This is a genomic window from Pseudomonas tructae, from assembly GCF_004214895.1.
Classification (GTDB): Bacteria; Pseudomonadota; Gammaproteobacteria; order Pseudomonadales; family Pseudomonadaceae; genus Aquipseudomonas; species Aquipseudomonas tructae.
The window spans coordinates 2,523,078-2,547,559 of the sequence record NZ_CP035952.1; the positions used below are offsets into that span (position 1 = coordinate 2,523,078).

Annotated in this window: 26 protein-coding genes and 1 pseudogene; 12 read left to right on the forward strand and 15 right to left on the reverse strand. The window is 63.3% G+C overall.

Annotation, left to right across the window (positions count from 1 at the left end):
* Positions 1 to 159: 159 nt before the first annotated feature.
* Positions 160 to 1,053 carry a GNAT family N-acetyltransferase gene (locus tag EXN22_RS11685; protein ID WP_130264190.1) on the forward strand — a complete coding sequence of 298 codons (894 nt, stop codon included), beginning with the start codon at positions 160 to 162 and terminating at the stop codon, positions 1,051 to 1,053.
* A gap of 5 nt (positions 1,054 to 1,058) precedes the next feature.
* Here EXN22_RS11685 and EXN22_RS11690 read toward each other — a convergent pair whose 3' ends face one another.
* Positions 1,059 to 2,264 (reverse strand): NAD(P)/FAD-dependent oxidoreductase, encoded by a 1,206-nt coding sequence (locus EXN22_RS11690; protein ID WP_130264191.1) that lies wholly within the window; start codon positions 2,262 to 2,264, stop codon positions 1,059 to 1,061.
* A 173-nt stretch (positions 2,265 to 2,437) separates the two neighbouring features.
* On the opposite strand from EXN22_RS11690, the gene EXN22_RS11695 reads away from it, so the two are divergent.
* A complete protein-coding gene (locus EXN22_RS11695) occupies positions 2,438 to 2,947 on the forward strand; it encodes an RrF2 family transcriptional regulator (protein WP_130264192.1) in 510 nt (169 codons plus the stop codon).
* A gap of 9 nt (positions 2,948 to 2,956) precedes the next feature.
* Here EXN22_RS11695 and EXN22_RS11700 read toward each other — a convergent pair whose 3' ends face one another.
* Positions 2,957 to 3,553, reverse strand: a complete 597-nt coding sequence (locus EXN22_RS11700) for an NAD(P)H-dependent oxidoreductase (protein WP_130264193.1) — start codon at positions 3,551 to 3,553, stop codon at positions 2,957 to 2,959.
* 90 nt (positions 3,554 to 3,643) lie between these two features.
* Between EXN22_RS11700 and EXN22_RS11705 the strand changes: the two genes are divergently transcribed.
* The gene (locus tag EXN22_RS11705; protein ID WP_130264194.1) at positions 3,644 to 4,234 is read left to right on the forward strand and encodes a TetR/AcrR family transcriptional regulator; all 591 of its coding nucleotides are present in this window, start codon (positions 3,644 to 3,646) and stop codon (positions 4,232 to 4,234) included.
* Positions 4,235 to 4,449: 215 nt separating this feature from the next.
* Here EXN22_RS11705 and EXN22_RS11710 read toward each other — a convergent pair whose 3' ends face one another.
* Positions 4,450 to 5,064 (reverse strand): cell wall hydrolase, encoded by a 615-nt coding sequence (locus tag EXN22_RS11710; protein ID WP_130264195.1) that lies wholly within the window; start codon positions 5,062 to 5,064, stop codon positions 4,450 to 4,452.
* 134 nt (positions 5,065 to 5,198) lie between these two features.
* Here EXN22_RS11710 and EXN22_RS11715 point away from each other — a divergent pair, with 134 nt between their 5' ends.
* Entirely contained in the window at positions 5,199 to 6,050 is an 852-nt protein-coding gene (locus EXN22_RS11715) for a CAP domain-containing protein (protein WP_130264196.1), read from the forward strand.
* Between the two features lie 6 nt (positions 6,051 to 6,056).
* Here the strand turns inward: EXN22_RS11715 and EXN22_RS11720 are convergent, their stop codons facing one another.
* Positions 6,057 to 7,499 carry a SulP family inorganic anion transporter gene (locus tag EXN22_RS11720; protein ID WP_130264197.1) on the reverse strand — a complete coding sequence of 481 codons (1,443 nt, stop codon included), beginning with the start codon at positions 7,497 to 7,499 and terminating at the stop codon, positions 6,057 to 6,059.
* A 57-nt stretch (positions 7,500 to 7,556) separates the two neighbouring features.
* Positions 7,557 to 10,208 (reverse strand): excinuclease ABC subunit UvrA, encoded by a 2,652-nt coding sequence (locus EXN22_RS11725; protein ID WP_233281704.1) that lies wholly within the window; start codon positions 10,206 to 10,208, stop codon positions 7,557 to 7,559.
* Between the two features lie 92 nt (positions 10,209 to 10,300).
* Between EXN22_RS11725 and EXN22_RS11730 the strand changes: the two genes are divergently transcribed.
* The gene (locus tag EXN22_RS11730; protein ID WP_130264199.1) at positions 10,301 to 10,645 is read left to right on the forward strand and encodes an SH3 domain-containing protein; all 345 of its coding nucleotides are present in this window, start codon (positions 10,301 to 10,303) and stop codon (positions 10,643 to 10,645) included.
* Between the two features lie 94 nt (positions 10,646 to 10,739).
* On the opposite strand, the gene argC is transcribed toward EXN22_RS11730, so the two are convergent.
* Complete coding sequence (argC, locus tag EXN22_RS11735; protein ID WP_130264200.1) at positions 10,740 to 11,672, reverse strand: N-acetyl-gamma-glutamyl-phosphate reductase; 933 nt, start codon at positions 11,670 to 11,672, stop codon at positions 10,740 to 10,742.
* A gap of 111 nt (positions 11,673 to 11,783) precedes the next feature.
* Here argC and EXN22_RS11740 point away from each other — a divergent pair, with 111 nt between their 5' ends.
* Entirely contained in the window at positions 11,784 to 12,674 is an 891-nt protein-coding gene (locus EXN22_RS11740; RefSeq protein ID WP_130264201.1) for a LysR family transcriptional regulator, read from the forward strand.
* Here EXN22_RS11740 and EXN22_RS11745 read toward each other — a convergent pair.
* Complete coding sequence (locus tag EXN22_RS11745) at positions 12,671 to 13,393, reverse strand: GNAT family N-acetyltransferase (protein ID WP_130264202.1); 723 nt, start codon at positions 13,391 to 13,393, stop codon at positions 12,671 to 12,673. The two genes, EXN22_RS11740 and EXN22_RS11745, sit on opposite strands and share 4 nt — an antisense overlap.
* 275 nt (positions 13,394 to 13,668) lie before the next feature.
* On the opposite strand from EXN22_RS11745, the gene yghX reads away from it, so the two are divergent.
* On the forward strand, positions 13,669 to 14,556 hold the full coding sequence (gene yghX, locus EXN22_RS11750) for a YghX family hydrolase (RefSeq protein ID WP_130264203.1): 888 nt from the start codon (positions 13,669 to 13,671) through the stop codon (positions 14,554 to 14,556).
* A gap of 77 nt (positions 14,557 to 14,633) precedes the next feature.
* Here the strand turns inward: yghX and EXN22_RS11755 are convergent, their stop codons facing one another.
* Positions 14,634 to 14,969, reverse strand: a complete 336-nt coding sequence (locus EXN22_RS11755) for a hypothetical protein (protein WP_130264204.1) — start codon at positions 14,967 to 14,969, stop codon at positions 14,634 to 14,636.
* 152 nt (positions 14,970 to 15,121) lie between these two features.
* Here EXN22_RS11755 and EXN22_RS11760 point away from each other — a divergent pair, with 152 nt between their 5' ends.
* Complete coding sequence (locus EXN22_RS11760; RefSeq protein WP_130264205.1) at positions 15,122 to 15,877, forward strand: SDR family oxidoreductase; 756 nt, start codon at positions 15,122 to 15,124, stop codon at positions 15,875 to 15,877.
* 75 nt (positions 15,878 to 15,952) lie between these two features.
* On the opposite strand, the gene EXN22_RS11765 is transcribed toward EXN22_RS11760, so the two are convergent.
* The 3 genes and pseudogenes from EXN22_RS11765 to EXN22_RS26665 form a co-directional block, all read right to left on the reverse strand.
* A complete protein-coding gene (locus EXN22_RS11765; protein ID WP_130264206.1) occupies positions 15,953 to 17,188 on the reverse strand; it encodes a DUF1835 domain-containing protein in 1,236 nt (411 codons plus the stop codon).
* A 251-nt stretch (positions 17,189 to 17,439) separates the two neighbouring features.
* Positions 17,440 to 18,618, reverse strand: coding sequence for a hypothetical protein (locus EXN22_RS11770; RefSeq protein WP_130264207.1), 1,179 nt, complete (start codon positions 18,616 to 18,618; stop codon positions 17,440 to 17,442).
* A gap of 51 nt (positions 18,619 to 18,669) precedes the next feature.
* A pseudogene (locus EXN22_RS26665) lies at positions 18,670 to 18,798 on the reverse strand (hypothetical protein); the annotation flags it as partial.
* 514 nt (positions 18,799 to 19,312) lie between these two features.
* On the opposite strand from EXN22_RS26665, the gene EXN22_RS11775 reads away from it, so the two are divergent.
* From EXN22_RS11775 to gstA, 4 genes are all read left to right on the forward strand, one after another.
* On the forward strand, positions 19,313 to 20,182 hold the full coding sequence (locus EXN22_RS11775) for an RNA ligase family protein (RefSeq protein ID WP_130264208.1): 870 nt from the start codon (positions 19,313 to 19,315) through the stop codon (positions 20,180 to 20,182).
* Position 20,183: 1 nt separating this feature from the next.
* Positions 20,184 to 21,320: an AAA family ATPase gene (locus tag EXN22_RS11780; protein WP_130264209.1), complete on the forward strand. Its 1,137-nt coding sequence runs from the start codon at positions 20,184 to 20,186 to the stop codon at positions 21,318 to 21,320.
* 80 nt (positions 21,321 to 21,400) lie between these two features.
* Positions 21,401 to 22,315 (forward strand): LysR family transcriptional regulator, encoded by a 915-nt coding sequence (locus tag EXN22_RS11785; protein ID WP_130264210.1) that lies wholly within the window; start codon positions 21,401 to 21,403, stop codon positions 22,313 to 22,315.
* A 60-nt stretch (positions 22,316 to 22,375) separates the two neighbouring features.
* Positions 22,376 to 22,987: a glutathione transferase GstA gene (gene gstA, locus EXN22_RS11790; protein WP_130264211.1), complete on the forward strand. Its 612-nt coding sequence runs from the start codon at positions 22,376 to 22,378 to the stop codon at positions 22,985 to 22,987.
* On the opposite strand, the gene EXN22_RS11795 is transcribed toward gstA, so the two are convergent.
* Genes EXN22_RS11795 through EXN22_RS11810 form a run of 4 tightly spaced genes read right to left on the reverse strand, consistent with a single transcriptional unit; the run spans position 22,984 to position 24,342 of the window.
* Positions 22,984 to 23,376, reverse strand: a complete 393-nt coding sequence (locus tag EXN22_RS11795) for a lysozyme inhibitor LprI family protein (protein WP_130264212.1) — start codon at positions 23,374 to 23,376, stop codon at positions 22,984 to 22,986. The genes gstA and EXN22_RS11795 overlap by 4 nt on opposite strands.
* A 29-nt stretch (positions 23,377 to 23,405) precedes the next feature.
* On the reverse strand, positions 23,406 to 23,807 hold the full coding sequence (locus EXN22_RS11800) for a GFA family protein (RefSeq protein WP_130264213.1): 402 nt from the start codon (positions 23,805 to 23,807) through the stop codon (positions 23,406 to 23,408).
* 53 nt (positions 23,808 to 23,860) lie between these two features.
* A complete protein-coding gene (locus tag EXN22_RS11805) occupies positions 23,861 to 24,085 on the reverse strand; it encodes a cold shock domain-containing protein (protein ID WP_130264214.1) in 225 nt (74 codons plus the stop codon).
* A gap of 44 nt (positions 24,086 to 24,129) precedes the next feature.
* Positions 24,130 to 24,342, reverse strand: coding sequence for a cold-shock protein (locus tag EXN22_RS11810; RefSeq protein WP_130264215.1), 213 nt, complete (start codon positions 24,340 to 24,342; stop codon positions 24,130 to 24,132).
* Between the last annotated feature and the right edge of the window lie 140 nt (positions 24,343 to 24,482).

Here is a 24,482-nt window from a genome sequence, read left to right on the forward strand (position 1 = left end):
TGGCGTTCCCGAAGGTGTTAGTGTGAATCGTTCTCAATACTACCTGTGCAGTGAGGCAAGGTGCAATCACTGGCTGCGACTGCCCTTTACAATTTTCCTACAGACTGGCCAAGGGCGCGGGAATAGTGTGGCCGTCAGGCACATCAAGGGTAAACAACCATGGAACTGTTGTTCGCGGGCCAGACATTCACGCTGCTCGAAGGCTTCAAGGACAATCCACTGCAGCGCGCAAGCTTCAATGCCTTGACCCGGCAAACCTTCGAGTTCGATTTCGAGCAGTGGTACCAGGACGGCTACTGGGGGGAGGGCTATCAGCCCTGTGCACTGCTCCATGACGGGCAGATCGTGGCCAATATCGCGGTCAATCTGATGTACTTCCAGGTACAGGGCAAGCCCATGCGCTGCATCCAGATCGGTACGGTGATGGTCGCGCCGCAGTATCGCGGCAAAGGTCTGAGCCGCGTGCTGCTGCAGCGGGTATTGGACCGATGGCAGGGGCAGTGCGAGCTGATCTACCTGTTTGCCAACGACACGGTGCTCGATTACTACCCCAAGTTCGGCTTTCGCCGCGTGATCGAGCATGAGTACAGCGCGGTGTCAGTGGCGCCAGCGCAGCCTTGCAGCTTTAACAAGGTGAACATGGACGATCCGCTTGAGCGCCTGCGCTTCATCAGCGCGATCGACTGTGCCATACCCGCCGCACGCTTGGCGATGTGCAGTAATCCTGCGCAGACAATGTTCTATTGCACCTCGTTTTTCAAAGACTGCGTCCACTATTCGCCAGTGCTGCAGGCCTATGTGGTGATGGAAACCGTCGATGGCGTGATGACGCTCTATGAGGTATTCGCCCGGCAAGCGCTCGACCTGCAGGCACTGGTTACAGAACTGAGTACACCCCAGACCACCGGGGTGGTGCTGGGGTTTACTCCGCTGGATGCAACCGGCTTCCTGGCGCAGCCGCTCGTGTCGGATGACAGCCTGTTCGTGCTCGGCCAGGCCGGTCAGTTCATCGAGCGCGCCAGGCTGATGTTTCCGTTGCTGTCACACGCCTGAGCCACTCAGGCCACGACGGGAATCAGCGGGTCGGCCGCGGCCAGGGCGATGGCGCGATCAGCCGCAGGCGGGTAGATCCAGACCGAGTTGATCTGTTGCTTGAGGGTCTTGGCTTCATCCTTGATCAGTTTGACCTCACGCTCCCAGCCCTCGGTGTACACCGCGCCCCAGGCACCCAGGTCCAGGCAGGTGACGTACTTGTGCTGACGGTAGGGCAGCGGCGCAACGCCAAGCAGGTCGGCGGCGACGTTGTTGCCTGAATGCCGGCCCAGGGCAATGGCATGCTGGCAGGTCATCAGGGCGTGGTTGCCGAGGTCGTCGGTGGCGGCGTAGGCCACGTCCCCGGTGGCGAACACATGGTCCTGGCCGATGACTTTAAGGTTGCCATCGACGTGCAGGCGGCCATGGGGGTCGCGTTGTCCGGGCACCTGTTCGGTGAGCGCACTGGCTCGTACGCCGACGGTCCAGACCACGGTTTTCGCTTCGATGCGCTGGCCATCGGCGAGGGTTACGCCATCGGCATCCACCGAGGCCACCGAGGCATTGACCCGCCATTCGACCCCCAGCGCAGCGCTGGCTTCGATGATCGCCGGGCTGATGCCTTCGCCCAGGGAGGCGCCGATCTTGCTGCCGCGATCAATGATGATCACCCTCACCTCAGCGTCCAGGCCCAGGGCCGCACGCAGGCGCGCGGGCATTTCGCTCGCGGTCTCGATGCCGGTAAAGCCGCCGCCGGCCACCACCACGGTGTTGCGCGCTGCTGAAGCGGGCAGGTGCGCCAGTGCCTTGATGTGCTGCTCCAGGCGGCTGGCCGATTCGATCTGGTCGACGTCGAACGCGTGTTCATCCAGCCCGGCCAGGTTTGGCCGGACCACACCGCTGCCACTGGCCATGACCAGGCGATCATAGTCCACCACCCGCTGCTGGCCCTGGCCATCGCGGTAAGCGACACGCTTGCCTGCCACGTCGATTTCGTGCGCCGCGCCTTGAATGAAGTTCACACCCACGGCGGCAAACAGTGCGGCCAGCGGTGCCTTCATTTGCTCAACGTCGGTTTCGTAGAAGCGCGGACGAATGCGCAGTTCGGCCTGGGGCGCGATGACGCTGACGCTGACGTCGTTGCGCCCGTGCAGGTCGAGCAGGCGGGTGGCACTCAGGGCGCTCCACATACCACCGAAACCGGCACCAATGATCAGGATGTGCTGTTGCATGTTCTGCTCCGAGAAAGAAGACGGGTGGGTTCCGGTCGCACCGGATAACTACGACTGTATTGGTCGTAGTTAAATCGTGCAAGTATTTTTTAAACCCACCGTGAGCAGGAGCGCATTTGCTGGCGGGCGGAGTAAGCTGCTAGAATTTACGACAAATTCAGTCGGAGATTGTTATGTCCCTGTATAGCGCCGGCGTCGAGTACGGCTTGCATTGCCTGCTGTTTCTGGTCGACGACCTGGGCGAAAGCCGCGAAGCCAGCGTGCGTGACCTGGCTGAATTGCAGGGGGTGCCGCACGAGTACCTGGCCAAGGTCTTCACCAAACTGGCCAAGGCCAGGCTGGTGGTGGCCACCGAAGGCGTGCGCGGTGGCTTCCGGCTGGCCCGGCCTGCGGATGAGATCACCGTGCTGGATATCGTCACGGCCATTGACGGGCACAAGGCGATTTTCGATTGCCGCGATGTGCGCGACCGCTGCGCGCTGTTCGAGGGCGTGGCGCCGGCCTGGGCCATCGACGGCACCTGCGCCATTCACGCGGTGATGCTCACCGCGCAAAAGCGCATGGAAGAAGCCCTGGCCCAACAGACTATCCTCGACCTGTCACGGCGCCTGGGGCGCAAGGCGCCGGCGCAGTTCTCCACCCAGGTGGTGAGGTGGATCAACGACCGCCGCGAGAGCAAGTAAGCCGCAGCGTCAGGCGGGCTCGGACAGTTCAGCGAACAGCGTGCGACCGCGCTCGAACATGCTGCGCAGATGAGGGCCGGGGTCTGCGCTTTCGGCGTCCAGCAGCAAGGTCGAGCTGAGCACCCGGGCGCCGCAATAATCGAAAATGCCGTGATCGATCTGGGTCTTCATGGCCTGCTCATAACCATGTTTGGCATAGGTTGCGGCATCGGCGCCGCCGACCCCGACCAGGTGCACATTGAGGTGCCGAAGCCTTTTGACCAGCGGCGCCTGGGGGCTGAAGTCGAAGGCCCAGCCATTGACGAAGACCCGATCGATCCAGCCCTTGAGCAGCGCCGGCATCGACCACCAATACACCGGATAGACCAGCACCAAGGCTTCGCTGCGGTCGATGCGCGCCTGCTCGGCGAGTACATCGGCGGGGGCTGTGGCGCCATGATGAACCGCGTGGTCGGCAGGACCGAACAGCGGGTTGAAGCCTTCGGCGAACAGGTCGACAACCTCGGCTTTGTGGCCGTTGTGCGCCAGGCCTTCAGCCAGCTTGGCCGCCAGGCTATGGGTCAGTGAACTTGGATCATGATGAGCGACAACCACAAGTGCATGCATGGCAAGGACTCCTGCGAATTGCGGGGAAGGGGGCATAACTTGTATGCTGGGTGTAAGTTACCTTTGGTAAGTTACTTTTGGTAGGTAATCATGTCAAGCGATGCGCAACCGCGCCGGCGCCTGTCTCGGCAAGACCGTCAGCAGCAACTGCTGGACGCAGCCTGGCGCCTGGTCCGCGAAGAGGGTAGCGAAGCCCTGAGCCTTGGGCGCCTGGCTGAGCTGGCCGGGGTCACCAAGCCGGTGGTGTATGACCATTTTGGTACCCGGGCGGGGCTGCTGGCGGCGCTCTATCAATCCTTTGATGAGCGCCAGACAGCGGTGATGGATGCCGCCCTGGCCGCCTGCGAACCGACCCTTGAAAGTACCGCTGCGGTGATTGCCAGCGCCTACGTCGACTGTGTGCTGACCCAGGGCCGGGAAATCCCCGGGGTCATTGCCGCGCTGGCCGGCTCGCCGGAGCTTGAGCAGATCAAGCACGCGTATGAGGCGGTGTTCATGGGCAAATGCCGGGCGTTGCTGGCGCCGTTCAGCGGCAGCGGCGAGATTGGTGTGGCAGGCTTGCGGGCGATGATCGGCGCGGCGCAGGCGTTGTCTCATGCGGCAGCGAAGGGTGAGATTACCGCGCAGCAGGCGCAGCGGGAGTTGTTCGAGAGCATCAGGGCGATGGTGGTACGCAATTAAAATGTGGGAGCGGCGGTGCGGCGGTCCGACTTGCCCCGCGATGCGATTTAGCTGACAGAAAGCTATCGCGGGGCAAGCACGCTCCCACCAGGGATCTGAGTTGAGGGCTTGCCCCTCGATGAGGACTAGAAATATGGATATTCAAGCAATCAAACAACGCTTGGCCAGACCCGCCACGCGCTAACTTGCCGGCGGCTTTCGTCCCACTGAGAGCGCTAGTGCGACTCGCCATTGCGCGGCTTGTAGAACAGAAATTCATGGGTCTCGGCCGTCCGGGCAAAGGTCTTCGACCAGTCCGGGCGCACGTGCCGGTCGTGAAAGTACAGGGCGCCACCGGTGCGGTCGGGCAACTGTTTGTTCAGCGCCTTGCGCGCGATCTCCTTGGCCAGGGTGTAGCGCGCCTCTTCCTGGACATCGTCCGAGCGGCCATCGCACCACCAGGAGAACTGGCAGGCGCCGGTTTCCGAACCCTGCTTGACTACGCCGCATACCGAATCGGGAAAGCCCTGGTGGCCGACGCGGTTCATCACCACATTGGCCACCGCTTCCATGTCCGCCGATTGGCCACCCTTGGATTCCCAGTAGATACTGCGTGCCAGGCAGGTGATGGCGTCATCCAGCGCCGCTGCACCGGCCGGGTCGACGGCCTGGACCTCGGTCTTGGTAATGGCTTGGGATTTGGAGGCAGGTGGGGCGTCCGGGTTGCTGGCGGCCTTTTGCTCCAGCGCCTGGGCTTTGTCTTCGGCCACCTGGGCCTTGGGGTCTGCCGCCATCGACTGGGCGCCTGAGAGCACCAGTACCAGGCAGGTTACAATCGTCAGCAGGCGCATGCTCGAACCCTTGAGTGGCGAGGAAGTACAACTTCCCGTTACAGGGTCGACCGCGCCGCGCTCAAAACATTCCGGCTGTCAGACGACGGGCGACTTCGGGCATCATCTGCGCAGTCCGTTCAAGGGAGATTTACATGCGTGCCATCTCATCCGTTGTGCACCTGGCGGCGATCTCGCTGGGGCTGGCGTTCACCCTGACGGCTCAGGCCAGCGACGAGTCGCAGCTGGTCGAGTCGATCAATGCCTACCGCAGCCAGGCACAGCGCTGTGGCGGGCAGGCCTCGATGGAGCTGCCGCCGCTGGCCAGCGATCCGCGGCTGGTGTTGCCGGCCAACAGCGTGGGTGACTTGCGTGAGGCCCTGGCGCAGAAAAGCTACCCGATGGTCAACGTTCAGGCCATCAGCCTGTCCGGGCCACGGGATGCGCAGTCGGCCATGAAAGCGGTGCAGGAGAGTTTCTGCCAGGTGGTGCTCGACCCGCAGTTCGTCGATGTCGGGGTCAGCCGCGAGGGCCGCGACTGGCGTATTGTCCTGGCGCGGCCGTTACTGGCCGGGCGCCTGGGTGACTGGCAGGCTGAAGGGCAGAAGGTCCTGGAAATGATCAACTCAGCCCGCAGCCAGGCGCGCCAGTGCGGTGGCCAGCCATTCAATGCCACCACGCCACTGGCCTGGAACGCCACCCTGGCCGGCGCCGCTGAAAGCCATACGCGGGCCATGGCCAACAACAATTTCTTCGACCACAAGGACCGCGACGGCCGCACCCCGGGGGATCGCGCCGAGCTTGCCGGCTACGCCGGCCAGCAGGTTGGCGAGAACATCGCGTCCGGGCAGGACACCCCGCGCAAGGTGGTCGATGGCTGGCTGGCCAGCCCCGGCCACTGCGCCAACCTGATGAACCCGCAGTTCAGCGAACTGGGCGCTGCCTACGCGGTCGATCCCAAGAGTGATGCGGGGATCTACTGGACAGCGATGTTCGGCGCGCCGTGAGCCGGCTCAGTGCGCCTGCCCGGCGCGCTTGAGCAACTGCTTGCAGCGTGCGGACAGGTGCACCACGTGCAGATGCTTGCCGTTGTTGCTGTAGCGTTCGCGCAGGGTCTTGAGCGCGGCAATCGCCGAGTAGTCGACCACGTTCAGGTGTCGGCAGTCGAGGGTCACCTGGGCCGGATCATTGGCCGGGTCGAACTGGTTGAGGAACGGTGTGGTCGAGGCGAAGAACAAGGTGCCATGGACCTGGTAGCGTTTGCTGCCGTCGCTTTCGGTGTGGCTGTCGGCATACAGCTCGCGGGCCTGTTGCCAGGCAAAGTTGAGCGCGGCGATGACGATGCCGCACAGCACGGCGGTGGCAAGGTCGGTGAACACCGTCACCAGGGTCACGGCGATGATCGCCAGCACATCGTTGACCGGCACCTTGTGCAGCACCCGCAACGAGGCCCACGAGAAGGTCTGCTGGGCCACCACGAACATCACCCCGACCAGCGCCGCCAGCGGAATGCGCTCGATCAGCGGTGACAGGAACAGCACGAACATCAGGATCATCACCCCTGCGACCACCCCGGACAGCCGGCCACGGCCGCCGGAGCTCAGGTTGATCGCGGTCTGGCCGATCATCGCGCAACCGCCCATGCCACCGAACAGCCCGCTGGTCATGTTGGCCACGCCCAGCGCCACGCATTCGCGGTTGGGATGGCCGCGGGTTTCGGTGATTTCGTCGGTGAGGTTGAGGGTCAGCAGGGTTTCCAGCAGGCCGACCAGGGCCATCAGCAGCGCGTAGGGGGCAATCACCTTGAGGGTTTCAAGGTTCCACGGCACTTGCGGCCAGCTCAATGCCGGCAGGCCGCCGGCGATGTGGGCGAGGTCGCCCAGGGTACGGGTCGGCAGGTCGAGCAGGTAGACGCCTGCGCCGACGCCGAGGATCGCGATCAAGGCCGGCGGCACGCTGCGGGTCAGGCGTGGCAGCAGATAGACGATGGCCATGGTCAGCGCCACCAGCCCCAGCATCAGGGCCAACGGTGCACCGCTGAGCCAGGCGCCGTCGGCCTTGAAGTGCTCAAGCTGGGCCAGGGCGATGATGATCGCCAGGCCGTTGACGAAGCCGAGCATCACCGAATACGGCACCATGCGCACCAGCTTGCCCAGGCGCAGCAGGCCGAAGGCGATCATGATCAGCCCGCCAAGCAACACTGTGGCCAGCAGATACTGCACGCCGTGGCTGACCACCAGGGCGACGATGACCACCGCCATGGAGCCGGCCGCGCCGGAAATCATCCCCGGGCGGCCGCCGAACAGGGCAGTCAGGGTGCAGATGATGAAGGCGCCGTACAGGCCCATCAGCGGGTTGAGGTGGGCCACCAGGGCGAAGGCGATGCACTCGGGCACCAGGGCGAAGGCGGTGGTGAGTCCGGCCAGGACATCGGCGCGTAGCGGGGGTGTTCTCATGAGCGACCTGAAGAGCGGCCCGGCAGCAGGGTGCTGCCGGGGAAAAAGCGCAGGATGCTACGTAAATTCCTGGTCGCAAGCCAGCGCCCTGGCCAGGAATCCTGCCGTGCGGCTGTCGGCACAGGCCGCGACTTGCGCCGGCGGCCCGCACACCACCAGTTTGCCGCCGGCGTTGCCAGCCCCGGGGCCGATATCGATCACCCAGTCGCTCTGGGCCACCACGCGCATGTCGTGTTCGACCACGATCACCGTGTGCCCGGCCTCGACCAGGCGCTGCAGTTGCAGCAGCAGGCGGTCGATGTCCTGGGGGTGCAGGCCGGTGGTCGGCTCGTCCAGCACATACAGGCTGGCGCCACGGGCCAGGCGTTGCAACTCGGTCGCCAGCTTGATGCGCTGCGCTTCGCCACCGGAGAGCTCGGTGGCCGGCTGGCCCAGGCGCAGATAGCCCAGGCCTATATCCTGCAGTACCCGCAGGGCACGGTGGACGGCGGGCTGCTTGGCAAAACGCTGGCTGGCCTGGTCCACCGTCAGTTGCAGGACCTGGGCGATGTTCAAACCCTGCCAGGTGATGGCCAGCGTATCGGGGTGGTAGCGATCGCCGTGGCAGGTCGGACAGGGCGCATAGACGCTGGGCATGAACAGCAACTCGACACTGACAAAGCCTTCGCCCTCGCAGGTCTGGCAGCGGCCCTTGGCGACGTTGAACGAGAACTGCCCGGCATCGAAGCCTTGCGCCTGCGCCTGGGGCGTTGCCGAGAACAGCTTGCGCACGTGATCGAACAGGCCGGTGTAGGTGGCAAGGTTCGAGCGCGGAGTGCGGCCGATAGGTTTCTGGTCCACCGGCACCAGGCGCTGGATATGCTCCAGGCCAGCGCTGATCCAGCCGCCGCTGGTTGGCTCGGGTGGGTCCTCCAGGTTCTGTTCTTGCGCATCGTCCTGGTTACGGGCCTGGCCCAGATGCTCGCCGAGCAGGTCGAGCAACGCCTGGCTGACCAGGCTCGATTTGCCCGAACCGGACACCCCGGTGACGGCGCTGAAGCAGCCTAGCGGAAAGGCCACGGCGAGCTGATCAAGGTTGTTGCGGGTGATGCCTTCAAGTTGTAGCCATGCCTGGGGTGCGCGCGGTTCGCGAACCGCAGGTGGGTTTTCGTTGAACAGGTAGGTGCGCGTGCGCGAGGCTTCGGTCTTCGCCAACCCCGCCGGCGGGCCGCTGTACAGCACCTGGCCGCCGTGCTCACCGGCGTCCGGGCCGACGTCGACCAGCCAGTCGGCACGGCGCATGGTGTCCAGGTCATGCTCGACCACATACACCGAGTTACCGGCCTGCTTGAGCCGCTGCAGGGCGTCGAACAGTGCCTGGCTGTCGGCCGGATGCAGCCCGGCCGACGGTTCATCGAGCACATAGATGACGCCGAACAACTGTGAGTTGAGCTGGGTGGCCAGGCGCAGGCGTTGCAGTTCGCCCGAGGACAAGGTCGGGGTGCTGCGCTCCAGGTCCAGGTAGCCCAGACCCAGGTCGATCAATGTGGTGATGCGCTCCAGCAGCTCGGCGGCGATGCGTTGCGCGGCCAGGCGCTTTTCCACCGACAGGTTGGGTGTGTGGCGCACGTCCGCGCCGCCTGCATGGGGGTTGTCGCCACGGGCCGCACGCTGCTCGCGGGCCTGGCGGGTTTGCGCATGGCTGAGCACGGCGCCGGCTTCATCAGGCAGGTTGAGGTAGTCGGCGCTGGCCACGTTCTTGAGCAGTTCAGCCAGGCCCAGCAGTGGCAGGCGCGACAGCTCGGCGATGTCCTTGCCAGCAAAGGTCACCGTCAGCGCCTCGGCCTTCAGGCGCTTGCCAGCGCAGGCCGGGCAGGGGCTGGCGCGCATGAAGGCCGAGACGCGCTTGCGCATCAAGGCGCTTTGCGAGTGGGTGAAGGTGTGCAGGACATAGCGCCGGGCACCGCTGAAGGTGCCCTGGTAACTGGGTTCGAGCTTGCGCTCTAGCGCCTGGCGGGTTTGCGCAGGCGTCATGCCCGCGTACACCGGTACGGTGGGGGTTTGTTCAGTGAACAGGATCCAGTCGCGCTGTTCCTGGGGCAGTTCGCGCCAGGGGATGTCGACGTCATAGCCCAGGGTCACGAGGATGTCGCGCAGGTTCTGCCCCTGCCAGGCCATGGGCCAGGCAGCCACCGCCCGTTCGCGGATAGTCAGCGACGGGTCGGGCACCATTGACGCCTCGCTGACATCGAAGACCCGGCCCAGGCCATGGCACTCCGGGCAGGCACCTTGCGGGGTATTGGCTGAGAAGTCTTCGGCGAACAGCATCGGCTGCCCGGCCGGGTAACTGCCAGCGCGCGAATAGAGCATGCGGATCAGGCTCGACAGCGTAGTCACGCTGCCGACTGACGAGCGTGCACTGGGCGTGCCGCGTTGCTGCTGCAGAGCCACTGCGGGTGGCAGGCCTTCGATCGAGTCCACTGCCGGCACTCCGACCTGATCGATCAGACGACGCGCATAGGGCGCCACCGATTCGAAATAGCGGCGCTGGGCTTCGGCGTACAAGGTAGAAAAGGCCAGCGACGACTTGCCCGAGCCCGACACGCCGGTGAACACCACCAGCGCATCACGGGGAATATCGACATCGATATTCTTCAGGTTGTGTTCGCGGGCCCCGCGCACCCGGACACAACCGGCAGCGTGGGCGGTGACTACTGGTTTGGCGCACATGACGATATTCTTCCCGGCTGAGCCCATCGCGTAAGCGGCAGAGCACTCAGGATGGCGGCAGTGCCGTGGATTTTCAAATGGAGGTGAATCCCGTGAAGTTTCTGGTGATCCAAGCACACCGAAGTGAATACCCCGAGCCAATTACCTTTGCCAAGGGGGCACTTCTTGGCATCGGCGAGCGTTACCAAGGTGATGAGGGCTGGGAGCACTGGTACCTGTGCAGCACACCCGGGCAACAGGATGGCTGGGTGCCGGGGCAGGTGATCGAGCGGTTGGGCGATGATCAGGGGCTCGCCCTGGAGGACTACTGCGCCCGGGAGCTTGAGGTGGATCCGGGCGATTGCCTGGTGGGTGGCCGGCAGTTGAATGGTTGGGTGTGGTGTAGCAAAGGGAGTGCGTCGGGGTGGGTGCCGTTGCAGGTGTTGCGGGCGGTGTGAAGCGATCGCGGGGCAAGTCGAATCGTCGCACCGCCGCTCCCACAGGATTGATGCAAAACCTGTGTGGGAGCGGGCTTGACCCGCGATTGAGCCTTCAGACCATCGCCGCCAGCATCAGCTCAAGGTTCTGCACTGCCGCACCCGAAGCGCCCTTGCCAAGGTTGTCGAACACGGCGCTCAGCAGCACCTGGCCATGCTGCTCATTGGCAAACACCGCCAAGTGCAGGTCGTTGCTGTCGTTCAGCGCCTGCGGGTCCAGTTGCACAGCTGATGCCCCCAACTGCAGCGGCGCCACCTGCACATAGCGCGCGCCGTGGTAATGCTCGGCCAGGCATGCCTGCAGGCCCGCGGCAGTCACGCCAACCGGCAGCAGCCGGGTCTGCAGGGCAATGGTCAGCACAATGCCTTGGCGGTAGCTGCCGTAGCCGGGCACGAATACCGGACGTTGCGACAAGCCGGCATGCTGCTGGATCTCCGGCACATGCTTGTGGTCCAGGTGCAAGCCATACACCAGCACGCCCTGGGCGTTGTCTGCATCGGGCCCTTCATGGCGCTCGACCGCCGCCCGGCCACCACCGGAATAACCCGACACCGCGTTCACGGTCAGCGGATAGTCCGCCGGCAGCAACCCGGCGCGAACCAAAGGCCGCAGCAAGGCAATGGCACCAGTCGGGTAGCACCCCGGATTGCTGACCCGCTTGGCCTGGGCGATACGCTCGGCCTGCCCGTCATCGAGTTCCGGCAAACCGTACACCCAGCCTGGTGCAGTGCGGTGCGCGGAGCTGGCGTCGATCACCCGTACCTGCGGGTTGACGATGGCTGCCACTGCTTCACGGGCGGCGTCGTCCGGCAGGCAGAGGATCGCTACGTCGGCGCTGTTGATCGCTTCGGCGCGCAATTGCAGGTTCTTGCGTTCGGCCGCTGGCAGGGTCAGCAGGCGCAGGTCGCTGCGCCCGTTCAGGCGGGCATGGATCTGCAGGCCGGTAGTGCCTTGGTCGCCGTCGATAAAAACCAGGGGCTGGTGCATGGATGCTCTCGTGCAAAGGTGACAAATGAGCGGTCATCTTCGCCTGTGGCTGGACGAAAGAAAATTTGAATATCATGATGTTCAGCTTCATGTTTTCTGAATGATAAGCCTATGCGCGAGATCAGCCTCGACCGGCTGCGTACCCTGGTAGTGATCGCCGACCTCGGCTCCTTTGCCCAGGCGGCGCGGCTGCTCAACCTGGCGCCGCCCACGGTCAGCCTGCACATTGCCGACCTCGAAGCGCGTATCGGCGCGCCGTTGCTGTCGCGCAAGCGCGGGCAGATCCGCCCCACGGCCATCGGCGAAACCCTGCTCGAACGCGCCCGGCGCCTGCTGGCCGATGCCGAACAGGCGCTGGATGATGTGCGGCGTCAGGTCCAGGGCCTGGCCGGGCGGGTGCGCCTGGGGGCATCGACCGGTGCCATCGCCCACTTGTTGCCCCAGGCTCTGGATATTCTCGGGATGCAGCATCCGGGCATCGATGTGCAGGTGCAGGTGCTGACCTCCAGCGAATCCCTGGCGCGCCTGCAGGACGGCAGCCTCGATATCGGCCTGGTGGCACTGCCGCAGGCGGCGATCAAGGGCCTGGAGATTCGCCCGTGGCGGCGCGACCCGATAATGGCCTTCATCCCCGCCAGTTGGTCACCCCCGGCGCGGATCAGCCCGGCCTGGCTGGCCAGCCGCGCGTTGATCCTCAACGACAGCAGCACCCAGCTGTCGCGGGTCACCAGCGAATGGTTTGCCAGCGCCGGCCTGCAACCGCCGGCGCGGATCCAGCTCAATTACAACGATGCGGTGAAAAGCCTGGTGGCGGCGGGTTATGGCGCCACCTTGCTGCCCCATGAAGCGGCGGCGCCGGAGCGCGACGGGCGCATCAGCATGCGCCCGCTGCGGCCTGGCTTGTGGCGGCACCTGGGGGTCGCCTGCCGCCAGGGCGAGGTGGAGCAGGGCACCCGCTTTGTGCTGCAGGTGCTGATGAGCCAGGGCGCGAAGGTCAGCTAGACCAGCCGCACGCCGCGACCACTGTCCAGCCAAGGGCCTTCGCCCAGGCGCTCGACAGCCAGGGCCCGCGCTTTGCGGCTGAGCTGATCGAGGTGACGGTCGCGTTGTTTTTCGGCATCGACCATGGCGCGCTTGCCGTGTTGCTTGAGCAGGTAGCTGTGAATCTGCTGCACTTCCAGGGTGCGGTAGATCGGCGCCACATCCAGTACCAGCGCAATCCCGGTACTGGGCTCGGCACGTGTGTTCATCAGTACTTGCGGGCCGCGCGCGCCGGTCACCTGAAAGCCCAGCGCCTCGAACACCGGCACCTTGCTGGCGACGCAGCCAAGCTCGGCATGGGGGTAGCGTGCGGTCACCTGCGCCAGCATGGCGCGGGCGATACCCTGGCGACGCTGGCCGGCCTGCACGGCCAGATAGGCAACCGAGCACGCCTCAGGATCCTCCTGCAGCGGCAGGTACAGCAGGAAACCCACCACCTGCTCGGGATCGTCGAGGTCCATGGCCACGATCAGCTCGACCGGCATGCCACGCGATCCGTCCATGGCCTGCAGGTACAGGTGCACCTCGAAGCCGATACCGTACTGGTACAGGCTGTACAGCGGGTTGCTCGGTGGCAGGGCGACGCTGCTGATGTCGGTCAGGTTGTCGACCACCATCTGCAGGATCTGGCTCTTGATCGGCTCAGCTGGCGGGTTGACGAAGTGGTGGAGGGCGGGCATCGGTAAGGGTGACTCCAGGCAAAAACGGCAATGGCGCGATTCTACGCTGGAGCAGGGGATGCAGGTGGTGGATGTTGGATATTTCGCGGGGCAAGCCCGCTCCCACTTGCCCCGCGAAACGGCTCAGCCCTTTTTCTCCCGTTGGCGCAGCGTCGTCACCGTCTGGCCAGCCACGCCCCAGTTATCGCATGTGGAGCTGGAAGTGAACGGCCGGATGCCTCAGGTGCCGGGCCTACTATGCTTGTGTTCTATTGCCCCTGCCTGCGAGCACCGCCATGGACCGCCTTAGCGCTAAAGACTTCGCCCCCGAACTGCTCGAGCTTTATGACTACTACGCCCATGGGTTGATCAACCGTCGCGAGTTTCTCGACCGTGCGGCGGCCTTCACCGTGGCCGGCCTGTCCGCAGGCGCCATGCTGGCGGCGCTCAGCCCGGACTACGCCCTGGCCGAGCAGGTGGCATTCACCGATCCGGACATTCTCGCCGAGTATGTCGACTATCCCTCGGCCAAGGGCCATGGCCAGGTGCGTGCTTACCTGGTGCGTCCGGCCAAGGCTGCGGGCAAGGTCCCGGGTGTGGTGGTCGTGCACGAAAACCGTGGCCTCAATCCCTACATCGAAGACGTTGCCCGGCGCCTGGCCAAGGCCGGCTTCGTCGCCCTGGCCCCCGACGGCTTGAGTTCGCTTGGCGGATACCCAGGCAATGACGAGAAGGGCAAGGAGCTGCAGGCCAAGGTCGATCCGACCAAGCTGATGAACGATTTTTTCGCGGCCATCGAATGGCTGGTCAAGCATGATGCAACCACCGGCAAGGTTGGTATCACCGGTTTTTGCTATGGCGGCGGGGTGGCCAATGCGGCAGCCGTGGCTTATCCGGAACTGGGCGCCGCAGTGCCGTTTTATGGGCGCCAGGCTGATGCTGCGGATGTTCCCAGGATCAAGGCGCCGCTGCTGTTGCATTACGGCGAGTTGGATACCCGCATCAATGAAGGGTGGCCGGCGTACGAGCAGGCGCTGAAGGCTGCGGGCAAGATCTACGAGGTCTATTTCTACCCCGGTGCCAACCATGGTTTTCACAACGATTCGACACCGCGCTACGACGAAGCGGCTGCCAACCTTGCGTGGGACAGGACCCTGGCATGGTTTCGCCGATACCTGGCTTGAGGGCCTCGTCGCGGGTCAAACCTGCACACCCTGTGGGAGCGGCGGTGCGGCGGCCGACTTGACCCGCGATCCAGGGGTTACTGAACGTTGTTCAGTTTGACCACATCACCGGAGACGCGGGTGGTGTAACCGGTCAGTACCCAGGCCCAGAACCAGTTTTCCTGAACCTGGGTGTTGATCATCGCATCGCCGCCCTTGGCATTGATCGCGGCATTCTGCGCGCGCACAAAGCGGCTGTTCTGACGAACCGGAATGATACCCAGGACCAACAGGCCGGTGGCGCTCGCTTCGCTGTGGCCGATCACGGTGTACTGGTCGGCATTGTAGTGCTGGGTTTTCATCGGGGCGCCGGTGCAACCTGCCAGGGCCAGGACGAACAGGCCGGAGGCGATAGCTTTGCTCAGGTTTTTCACTGCATAACTCCGTAGACAATTAGCCCGGGATCCATCTCTCGAGCGGCGCGTACTGTACCGGATCAGCCACGATGACGCTCGTCCGCTGGCCTGCGGGCTGTCTCTGCGCGGCGTAAAATAGAGGGCTGCCACACGCCCCGGGAGCAGCAGCCATGAAAATCGTCGTGATCGGGGGTACCGGCCTGATCGGCACCCAGCTGTGCAACAACCTGCGCGCAAACGGCCACAAGGTGCTCGCCGCCTCGCCCAAGACCGGGGTCGACACCCTCACTGGCGAAGGCCTGGAACAAGCGCTGCAGGGCACCGATGTGGTGGTCGATGTGGCCAACTCGCCGTCGTTCGAAGACGCCGCAGTGCTGGCGTTTTTCCAGACTTCAGGGCGCAACCTGCTGACGGCGGAACAAATCGCCGGGGTCCGTCACCACATCGCCCTGTCGGTGGTGGGCACCGAGCGCATGCAGGACAGTGGCTACTTTCGCGCCAAGCTGGCCCAGGAGGCACTGATCAAGGCCTCGGGTATGCCCTATACCATCCTGCGCGCTACCCAGTTCTTCGAGTTCATGGGGGCGATCGCTTATTCCGGCGCCGACGGCAACTGTGTACGCCTGACCAGCGCCGCTCTGCAACCAGTGGCCTCGGCTGACGTGGCCTTGACCCTGGCCAACCTCGTCGAGCAAGCACCGGCCAACCGCACCCTCGAAGTCGCCGGCCCCGAGCGCCTGCCGCTGGCCGACTTTGTGCGCAGCTACCTTGCGCACAATCAGGATGCCAGGGAAGTGATCAGCGACCCTGCGGCTACCTATTTCGGAGCGCCGATCGACGATCGTTCGCTGACCCCGGATGCCGATGCCATCGTCGGCTCGCTGCACTTTCAGACCTGGCTGAAAACCACCGCTGTGCAACGCTGATTCAGTTGACCAGGAGAGTGGCATGCGCATTGTGTCCTTGCTCGTGCTGTTCCCCGTGCTGGGTCTTGAGCGTTGCTATTGGCGCCACACCGGCCACAGTGAGTGGTCCAGTGCCCAGTGAGCCTGCCTGGCGTTTAGCCGCACGCCGCCGACCCAGCGCTCCGGGGCCTGCTGGTCAAGCCAGTAGGCGCGGCCCGCCAGTACCTGCTCGCCCAGAGGGGTGAGGCGCAACGGTCGATGCGGCCACTCAAGCTCAGCGTGCGCCTCATGGATCAGGGGCGTCGGTGCATCGATCAGCGGGCGCAACAAGGCATGGAACATCAGGTCGCCCAGATAGGGCAGTGGCTCGTGTTTGCCCATCAGTTCGACGAACACCCGGCCGAAGGGTAATTGGCCTGATTCGCTGATGATCTGCAGTGCCAGACGCTCGCTGAGCGACAGGCCATCGTCCACCCCGGGCAGCTCTTGCAACTGACGCAACAGCGCAGCGCCGAGCAGGGGCAGGGCCAGGTCCTGGCGGTGGGCCAGCTGTGCCCAGGCTTGTGGTGACGGCGCGCAGTAAGCGGCCCAGGCCTCGCGTGCCAGTTGCAGCATGGGCGCATCCACTGCCCGGCGTTGTGGCCATAACCAGGCCAGCACCTCGGGGGCCAGTTGGCCGATACCAATAAAACGCTCGACCCCGGGCATGCGGTCGATCTCGATCAGTTCCAGGCGCTGTGGCGGGTTATCCAGCGTGGCCAGCAGGCGGATCAGAAACAGCTGGTCATAGGCATCCGCCTCGCACCAGAGCACCGCGCTGTGACAGCCGTCCAACCCCGTCAGGGCGGCGTATTCGTCCGCCATCTTGCGCTGTACCTCTGCGTACTCCAGGCCATAGGCCTGGCTGATGTAGTCGCAGCGCAGGGCGCGATAGGGCGCTGCTGGCACATCGCGCACCGGGCCCATGACCAGAGGGTCGCTGAGCATGTGAAAGGCGCCGGTAAAACCGGCCAGGCGCAAGCTGTGACTGATGTCGTTGCCACAGCGCCAATGCTGGGTAGCGGCTTCGTCATCGGCGACGAATTGTGGGTGGCGGGCGGCAAAGTCGATGGCGTCGACATGCGCCTTGAGTGTCGGCCAACTGGTAAAGCCCAGGTCGCGGGCAATCAGCCATTGAGCATCGGCCAGGCGCGCAGTGGCAGTATTGAGCCGTGCCAACTGCTCGGGCGCAGCACCCGAGCGCAGGCGCTGGAGCAGTTCCTTGGCGCGTTTGCGCTGTTGTTCGAGGTTGATGCGCCCATCGTGGGACGGCGGCGACAGTCGAGCGGACATACGAACTCCTTGTGCGAGCCTTGTCCGCTGTCAGGCCGGGAGTCGTAGACAAGAATGTGGGGTGTACAACCTGGGCACGGCCCTTTGCGCGGACGGCTGGCGTGGATAACGCCGGCTGCGACTATAGGCCCGGTACTTGGCAAAAGGCAATTGCATTGCCTTCACCGTCCGGCACACTGGTGTCCTGAACACTGTCTCACCGTTGGCGATTACTCGGCGGCGCTTATCGACCAACAAGTCGTTGCCACAGGTCAATGAAACACCTGCACCTGCAGATCTTCGATCACATAACCCTCGGTGCCAGGCCTGGTCCTGATGATCAACACAGCATTGGGGGCCTGCCTGAGGATGGCGATGAGGTTGAAGTTGCCTACCGCTTGCTCATCCACCAGGGCCGGGGTTTCCTGTCCTCGTGGTGGTACCAGCAGTATCCGCCAGTTATTGGCTTCGGCGCGTATGAAGCCTTGCTTGGCACCGAAGTATTTTTCCGGTGGAAAGTCCGGTTCATCAGTCCGCCCACGATCAGTCATGCGCAGGCGTAGCAGCTTGTCGATATTAGGGTCATTGATGGTGAGATTCTGCTCTGCAAAAAATCTCGCCAGTGCTTGCGGTAGCTGCTCTGGTGGACTGGTCAGCCAGGCTTGAAGGAATTCTTCGGCCCATTGCCGGGCTTGAGGCGAAAACTTGATCGGCACTTTGAGAATTGATTGCAGAAGACGTTGTGAGTCTTTGTCCAGCTCGCGCGGTGTTGTCGAGCTTTCATTGGCGGCGGCCAAAGTAGAAACGAGCACAGGTCTGGGGGGGCGTAAATCGATGGGCGGGGCGCTAAAGAAGCTTTGCTCACCGTCAGACAAACTGATGTTGCCGGCAATGGCACGGGCCTGGGGCACGGCATGAGCCTGGAGCCACAGGAACTTGTCTGTCCTGGTCTTGAGCTGGCAGAACGCGAACACCTGTTCGCGCAGACTCCCCCAGTCAGTGACCGGAGCCGGTGGCGGCATCGTCTTGCGATAGTCAAGCAGGTAGCCAAAGGTGGTTTGAGCAGCACTCTGGCAGTCGAAGGGATAGACATGGGTGCGGTCTGCCTGGTGAAAGAGTGCACCGCCACGTTCTTCGGCATGGGTCCAAACCCACTGTTCGGCGCACGGCGGGTAGTGTTGCGATATCCCTGTATGCGCGTAAGTGTCCTGCCAGCCGTGCAGCGCTCTACCAAAGCTGAAAAGCCACTGGCTGTGGTTGACCCTGGCGTCGGTGAGTTCGATGTTGATCTGCTCTTCGGAGAAATTTTCAGCGTTGTTGACCGGCCGTGAAGACGGTGGCGCAGGTGGTGGTTGCTGCGCACGAAAATGCAACTGACGGGTCAGTTCGCTGGCGTTTTCCTGCTGGCCGAAACACAGCTCACGAATGATCAGGTGTTTGGCATCGAGCAAGCCGGTATCGGTAAATTCATCGCCGTTGGCAATCTCCTGGCTTTGCTGTGGGTTGAAACCGGCCTGCATTGCCAGCCAGTAAGTCAGGCCGTAATGAAAGTCTGACTCATAGGCTTGGCTGCTCAGGCTGGTGCTCAGCATCAGGATTGAGCTTGCAAGGTAGCAAAGTCGTTGTCTCATCGCTTGAACTCACAATGGGGATGTTTCTCCTGGGAAGCTTAGTGGGCATTGTCTGGTCCTTTCAGCATTTCCACGCGCATGCTGTAAGCTCAATGATATTAATTGGCTATTAACTCGACCTGGGATAGACACATGAAGCTGTTCACCGCCTTGGCCCTGGAGCGCGCCGATGGTCAATTGCAGCGGTTGCAGCAGCGCTGGTTGAACGAGCCGACGAGATCTTCGGCCGGCCAGTAGCGATTGCTGGTGAAGGATTATTGCGGGGCAAGCCCGCTCCCACAGATGCCATCCTGTAGGAGCGGGCTTGCCCCGCGATAGTACTTGACAGCCCACCCCCATCTCGTTTCCAATTCGCGCCCTCAGATCCACCCCTCATTATTTAGGTGAAGCCAGTGCCCCACGCCAACCAACACGCCTGATGCCGACGACGGACGTTTAAGCCTGTTGGTGCCTGCCTGCGCACGCACTTTCACCTGCCCGCTGTCGTCGGTTTTCCCCCTTTTGGAGAAGACCCATGACACTCGATATCCGCGAGCTCGCGCAGCTCGACCTGTACAAATACCCGCGCACCCCGCACCTGCAAAGTTCCCGCCTGCAAGCCGGCGACAGTGACCATGACCAGTTGGCCTACAGCCAACTGCAGGGCCAGTACCTGGTGGTCGAGGAAAAGCTCGATGGCGCCAATGCCGCGATCAGTTTTTCCGCTGCTGGCGAGCTGCTGTTGCAGTCGCGCGGCCATTACCTGGCCGGTGGCAGCCGCGAGCGCCAGTTCAGCCAGTTCAAGCAATGGGCGGTCTGTCACGAAGACTGGTTGCTCGAGCACCTGGAAGACCGCTACGTGCTGTTCGGTGAGGTGATGAGCAAGCGCCACAGCGTGTTTTACGACCAGTTGCCGCACCTGTTCTTCGAGTTCGATATCTGGGACCGCGCAGAGCAGGTGTTCCTCTCCACTGCCCGGCGCCAGCAACTGCTTGCGGGCGGGCCGGTGCTGTCGGTGCCGGTGCTGTTCGAAGGGATCGCACCGCCCAGGCTCAAGGATGTGCTCGCCCTGGTCGGCCATTCGCAGGCCAAGTCGCGCCGTTGGAAAGACGCCTTCGCCGAGGTCATCGCCCGCCAGCGACTGGACTTTGCCAAGGCCTGGAACCAGGGTGACCGCTCCGACCTGATGGAAGGCCTGTACCTGAAGATCGAGAGCGCCGAACACACCACCGGGCGAATCAAATGGGTACGCCACGACTTCGTCCAGGCCATCCTCGAGGCTGATGAACATCACCTGCGCCAGCCGTATATCCCCAACCTGCTGGCTGACGGTGTCGACCTGTATGCACCCGTGCCGCAGGTCACCTGGGCGAGCCTTGCGGCCGCCGAACAAGGAATTCAATGATATGGACATGAACACATTGCAAGAACTGATGCCCGGCCCCGGTCGCGCAGTCGACTACCCCGCACTGCTGGAGGCGATCCCGTCACTGCGCGCCCTGGCGGCGACCATCCAGGACCCGGTCTACCACCAGGAAGGCGACGTCTGGACCCACACCGTGATGGTGGTCGATGCCTTGCTCGCAGACCCGGTGTACCAACGCGCCAACCCCGAGCAGCAGTTCGTGCTGTTCTACGCCGCGTTGCTGCACGACATTGCCAAGCCGTCGTGCACGGTGATCGATGAAATCACCGGCAAGGTCGGCCAGCCCGGGCATTCGCGCCGTGGCGCGGTGGATGCACGCATCCTGCTGTGGCAGGCTGGGGTGCCATTCGAGCTGCGTGAAACCATCTGCCGGATCATCAACGTGCATCAGTTGCCATTCTTTGCCCTGGCCGGGGACAAGAGCGGGCGTTCGGCCGAGCAGATCCTCCATCGCCTGTCCTGGGAGTTGCCGGTGTGGATGCTCTGCGCGATTGCCAGCGCCGACATGCAGGGCCGCGGTTTTGCTGGCAAGCAGGGGATACTCGATGACATCGAGGTGTTCCGTCTGCTGGCCGACGACGAAGGCTGCCTGCACCAGCCCAAGGTCTTTGCCGATGACTACACCCGACGCTGCTACTTTCGCGGTGCCTCGGTGTTGCCGCAGTACAGCCTGTACCGTGAGGTGCAGGGCTCGCAGGTGATCATGCTGGCGGGCCTGCCGGCCAGCGGCAAGGACACCTGGGTCAGCGAGCATGCGCCCACGCTTGCCGTGGTGTCGTTCGATGATGCCCGCCAGGAACTGGGGCTGGGCCACGGCGACAAAGGCCCGGTGGCGCAGTACGCGATCGACAAGGCCAAGGCCCTGCTGCGCCGCCGTGAACCCTTCGTGTGGAACAGCACGCACCTGTCACAGCAGATGCGCAAGAAGACCCTGGACCTGCTCTACAGCTATGACGCCGATGTGCACCTGGTGTACCTGGAGCAGAGCGAGCGCGAGCTGATGCGCCGCAACGCCCGGCGTGACACCTCGTTGCGCAACAAGGACATCGAACGCATGTACTTTCGCTGGGAAGTGCCGACGCCGGTGGAGGCGGACCGGGTCGAGTATCGGCTGTAAGGTGAGGAGGGTTCTCCGGGGCCGGGCAATCTCGGTAAGATCAGCGGCATCGCCTTGGTGAGTTCTGGAAGACCACGCTCATGATGAACCTGATGCACTGGAAGCTGCTGGTCGCCGTGGCCGATGCCGGCAATGTCTCGCGCGCCGCCGAGGCCTTTGGCATTACCCAGTCTGGCGCGAGCCAAGCGATCAGCCAGATGGAGGCGACGCTGGGGGTGCAGGTGTTCGTGCGCGAGCGCAAGCACACCAGCGTCACTGCGCTGGGCGAGCAGGTGTTGGTCCGTGCACGGCGTATGGTGGCTGAGCTTGAGTCGATTCAGAACCTGGTCGATGCCAGCCGTGGTTGTCACCTGGGGCGTATCCGCCTGGCGACCTTTCCTTCATTGTTCGCCTCGCTGCTGCCGCCGTTGTTGCAGCGCTTCAAGCGCCTGCACCCGGGCATTGAAGTGATTTGCCTGGAGGGCACCGACGAGGAGGTGGAGAGCTGGCTGGCCACAGGTGATATCGACCTGGGCGTGGTGATGAACCCCGTGGCGCATCGCTCGCCGCTGATGCTCGGGCATGACCGTTGGGTGGCGGTGGTGCCGCGCGAACACACCTTGGCCCGGCGCGGCAGCCTGAGCCCGGTGACGTTGGCGCAGCTGGTCGATGAGCCGTTCGTGGTTGCCACCGGTGGCTGTTATTTGCATGGCCAGAGCCTGGTCCAACAGGCGGGGCTGCAACTGAGCAACGTGCGCCTGACGGTGCGTGACTGGCACACCGCGTTTGCCCTGGTGGGCGAGGGCATGGGCGTGTCGATTGTGCCGGCCTCGACCTTGCCTAAAGACCTGCGCTCGGTGCGTGTGTATGACCTGCATCCGCCGATCTACCGGCGTTTCGGCCTGGTCGGTAGCGTAGCAGGCCAGCTGTCACCTGCTGCCCAGGCACTGCTGCGGCATGTGCGCAAGTCCGTACCTGACATAAGCGCTGCTAATGATCGGTTGCTGGAATCCTAAGTTTATCTTGTGCAACTGCTGGCTGATCCTGTGCCTCTGGATCCTCTCAAGAGACACCCGATGAAACTCTACTTCGCCCCTCATGCCTGCTCACTGGCGCCACATATCATCCTACGTGAACTGGACCTGCCGTTCGCGCTGGTGCGGGTCAACAACCAGAGCAAAGCCACCGCCGACGGCCGCGACTTTCGCAGTATCAACCCCAAGGGATATGTGGCCGCGCTGGAGCTGGACAACGGTGAAATTCTGACCGAAGGTCCGGCCATTCTCCAGTACCTGGCCGACCTCAAGCCCCAGGCTGGCCTGGCACCGGCCAATGGCAGTTGGGAGCGTTCACGGTTGCAGGAGTTGCTCAACTTCATCAGCACGGAAATGCATGCCGGCAGTGCCCCTTTGTTCAATGCCCAGTTGCCGGAGGCGGCCAAGGCGATCTTTCGCGAGAAGTTGTTCAAGCGCCTGGACTATCTGGAGCAGATCCTGGCCAGCAGCGATTACCTCAGGGGCAGTTTCAGCGTCGCCGACGCGTACCTGTTTACCGTGCTGAACTGGTTGCCGCTGTTCGCCATCGACATTGGCCAATGGCCGGCACTGGCAGCGTACGTTGCGCGTATTGCCCAGCGGCCCGCAGTGCGCGCAGCCATCGCCAGCGAGGCCGCCAGCACGCCGGTCTAAGGCATGCCGGTGACTCGTTTCAGATACTCGACCCTGGCCTGGGTCTGTTGCAGCAGGCAGTGGGTGTGGATCGTGCCATAACCACTGCCGCCGACGGATTCGTAGGTTTCGAACTCACAACTGGCATCACGAAAGGCGATCCAGGCGCGCTGGGCTTTTTTCAGCGCCAGGTCCTGGGTCGGGCGTCCAGGTGTTGCGCCTTCGTCCTTGAAGCGTGCGACCAGGGCATGGTAGAGCTCATTCAATTGCCGGTCCGAGCGCTTGAGGGCTTGCTGCATGCAGTCATACATCTGCGCTTCGGTGTTGGCGCGAGGGCACAGGCTGCTGGCTTGAGCCGGCATGGCCAGTGTCATCAACAGGCCGATGCCGGGGTAAAACAAACGATACATGCTGCGTCCTTGAGGTGAAGTCGTTGCGCTCACTGCTGTTGCGGCCAGCCATCCGCAATCACCAGCCAGCAGGCTTTGGACTGCACATGCACATGTTTTTGCCGGGTGGGCTCGAAAGGGGTGTCCAGGGTGCCCAGCGCTACGCTGAGCCAGTCCGGATAGTCGCCACTGGCATTGGCCCAGAACAGGCTCGTGCCGCAGCCTGAGCAAAAGCTGCGGCTGACCGTGGGCGACGATTTGAACACCCGCAGCATCGCCTGTGGGTCGCTGCAGCTCAAGGCTTGCGCAGGCACGCTGCCGTAGGTGGCGAAGGCTGCGCCATGGGCTTTGCGGCACTGGCTGCAATGGCAATGGGTCACGGCCTTGATCGAGGTGCTGATGTGATAGGTGATGGCGCCGCACAGGCAGCTGCCATGAAAGTCGCTGGTCATCCCGAAATCCTTGGCGGATGAATTTGCCAGGGATCATACACGGGCTATTCAGGCTAGTTTAGCGGCGGCTCTTCGATGATCTGGATATCGACCGCGAACCATTGCCCTTGCGGGCCTTGCACCAGTTCGTAACTCACCACCTGGCCTTCGCGCAGGATCAATCCGCCTGGCGTTGAGGGGCCGATTTGAAAAAAGATGTCCTGCTCCTGCCAGCTGGGAGTGGAAACGCTCAGTTCACTTTCGGTCGAGCCAACAGGGGGACGAGGATTTCTGGACATGAGCGCTTCTCCTGATGCGTGAAACAGCTGGGAAATCCTTGGCTTTACTCCACTCTTACCTGGGCGGCCTGCATCCCTTTCTGGCCTTTCTCGGCGACAAAGGAGACTTTTTGCCCTTCCTTCAGTGATTTGAATCCATCACTTTCGATGGCCTTGAAGTGCACGAACAGATCATCGCCACCACTGTCCGGGGTAATGAACCCGAAGCCTTTTTCATCATTGAACCATTTCACTGTACCGTTCAGTCTGTTGCTCATTGCGCCAACCCTCGAGTCTTGCAGCTCTGCATGTGAAGTTGCTGTTGCCTCAAGAAAGTAGGCCTGTGCCGATGTCCGCACAACTGGCAAAAATGTCAGGTCGAGGACACGCGGCGCTCGTGAGGGGCGAAGCTCAAGAT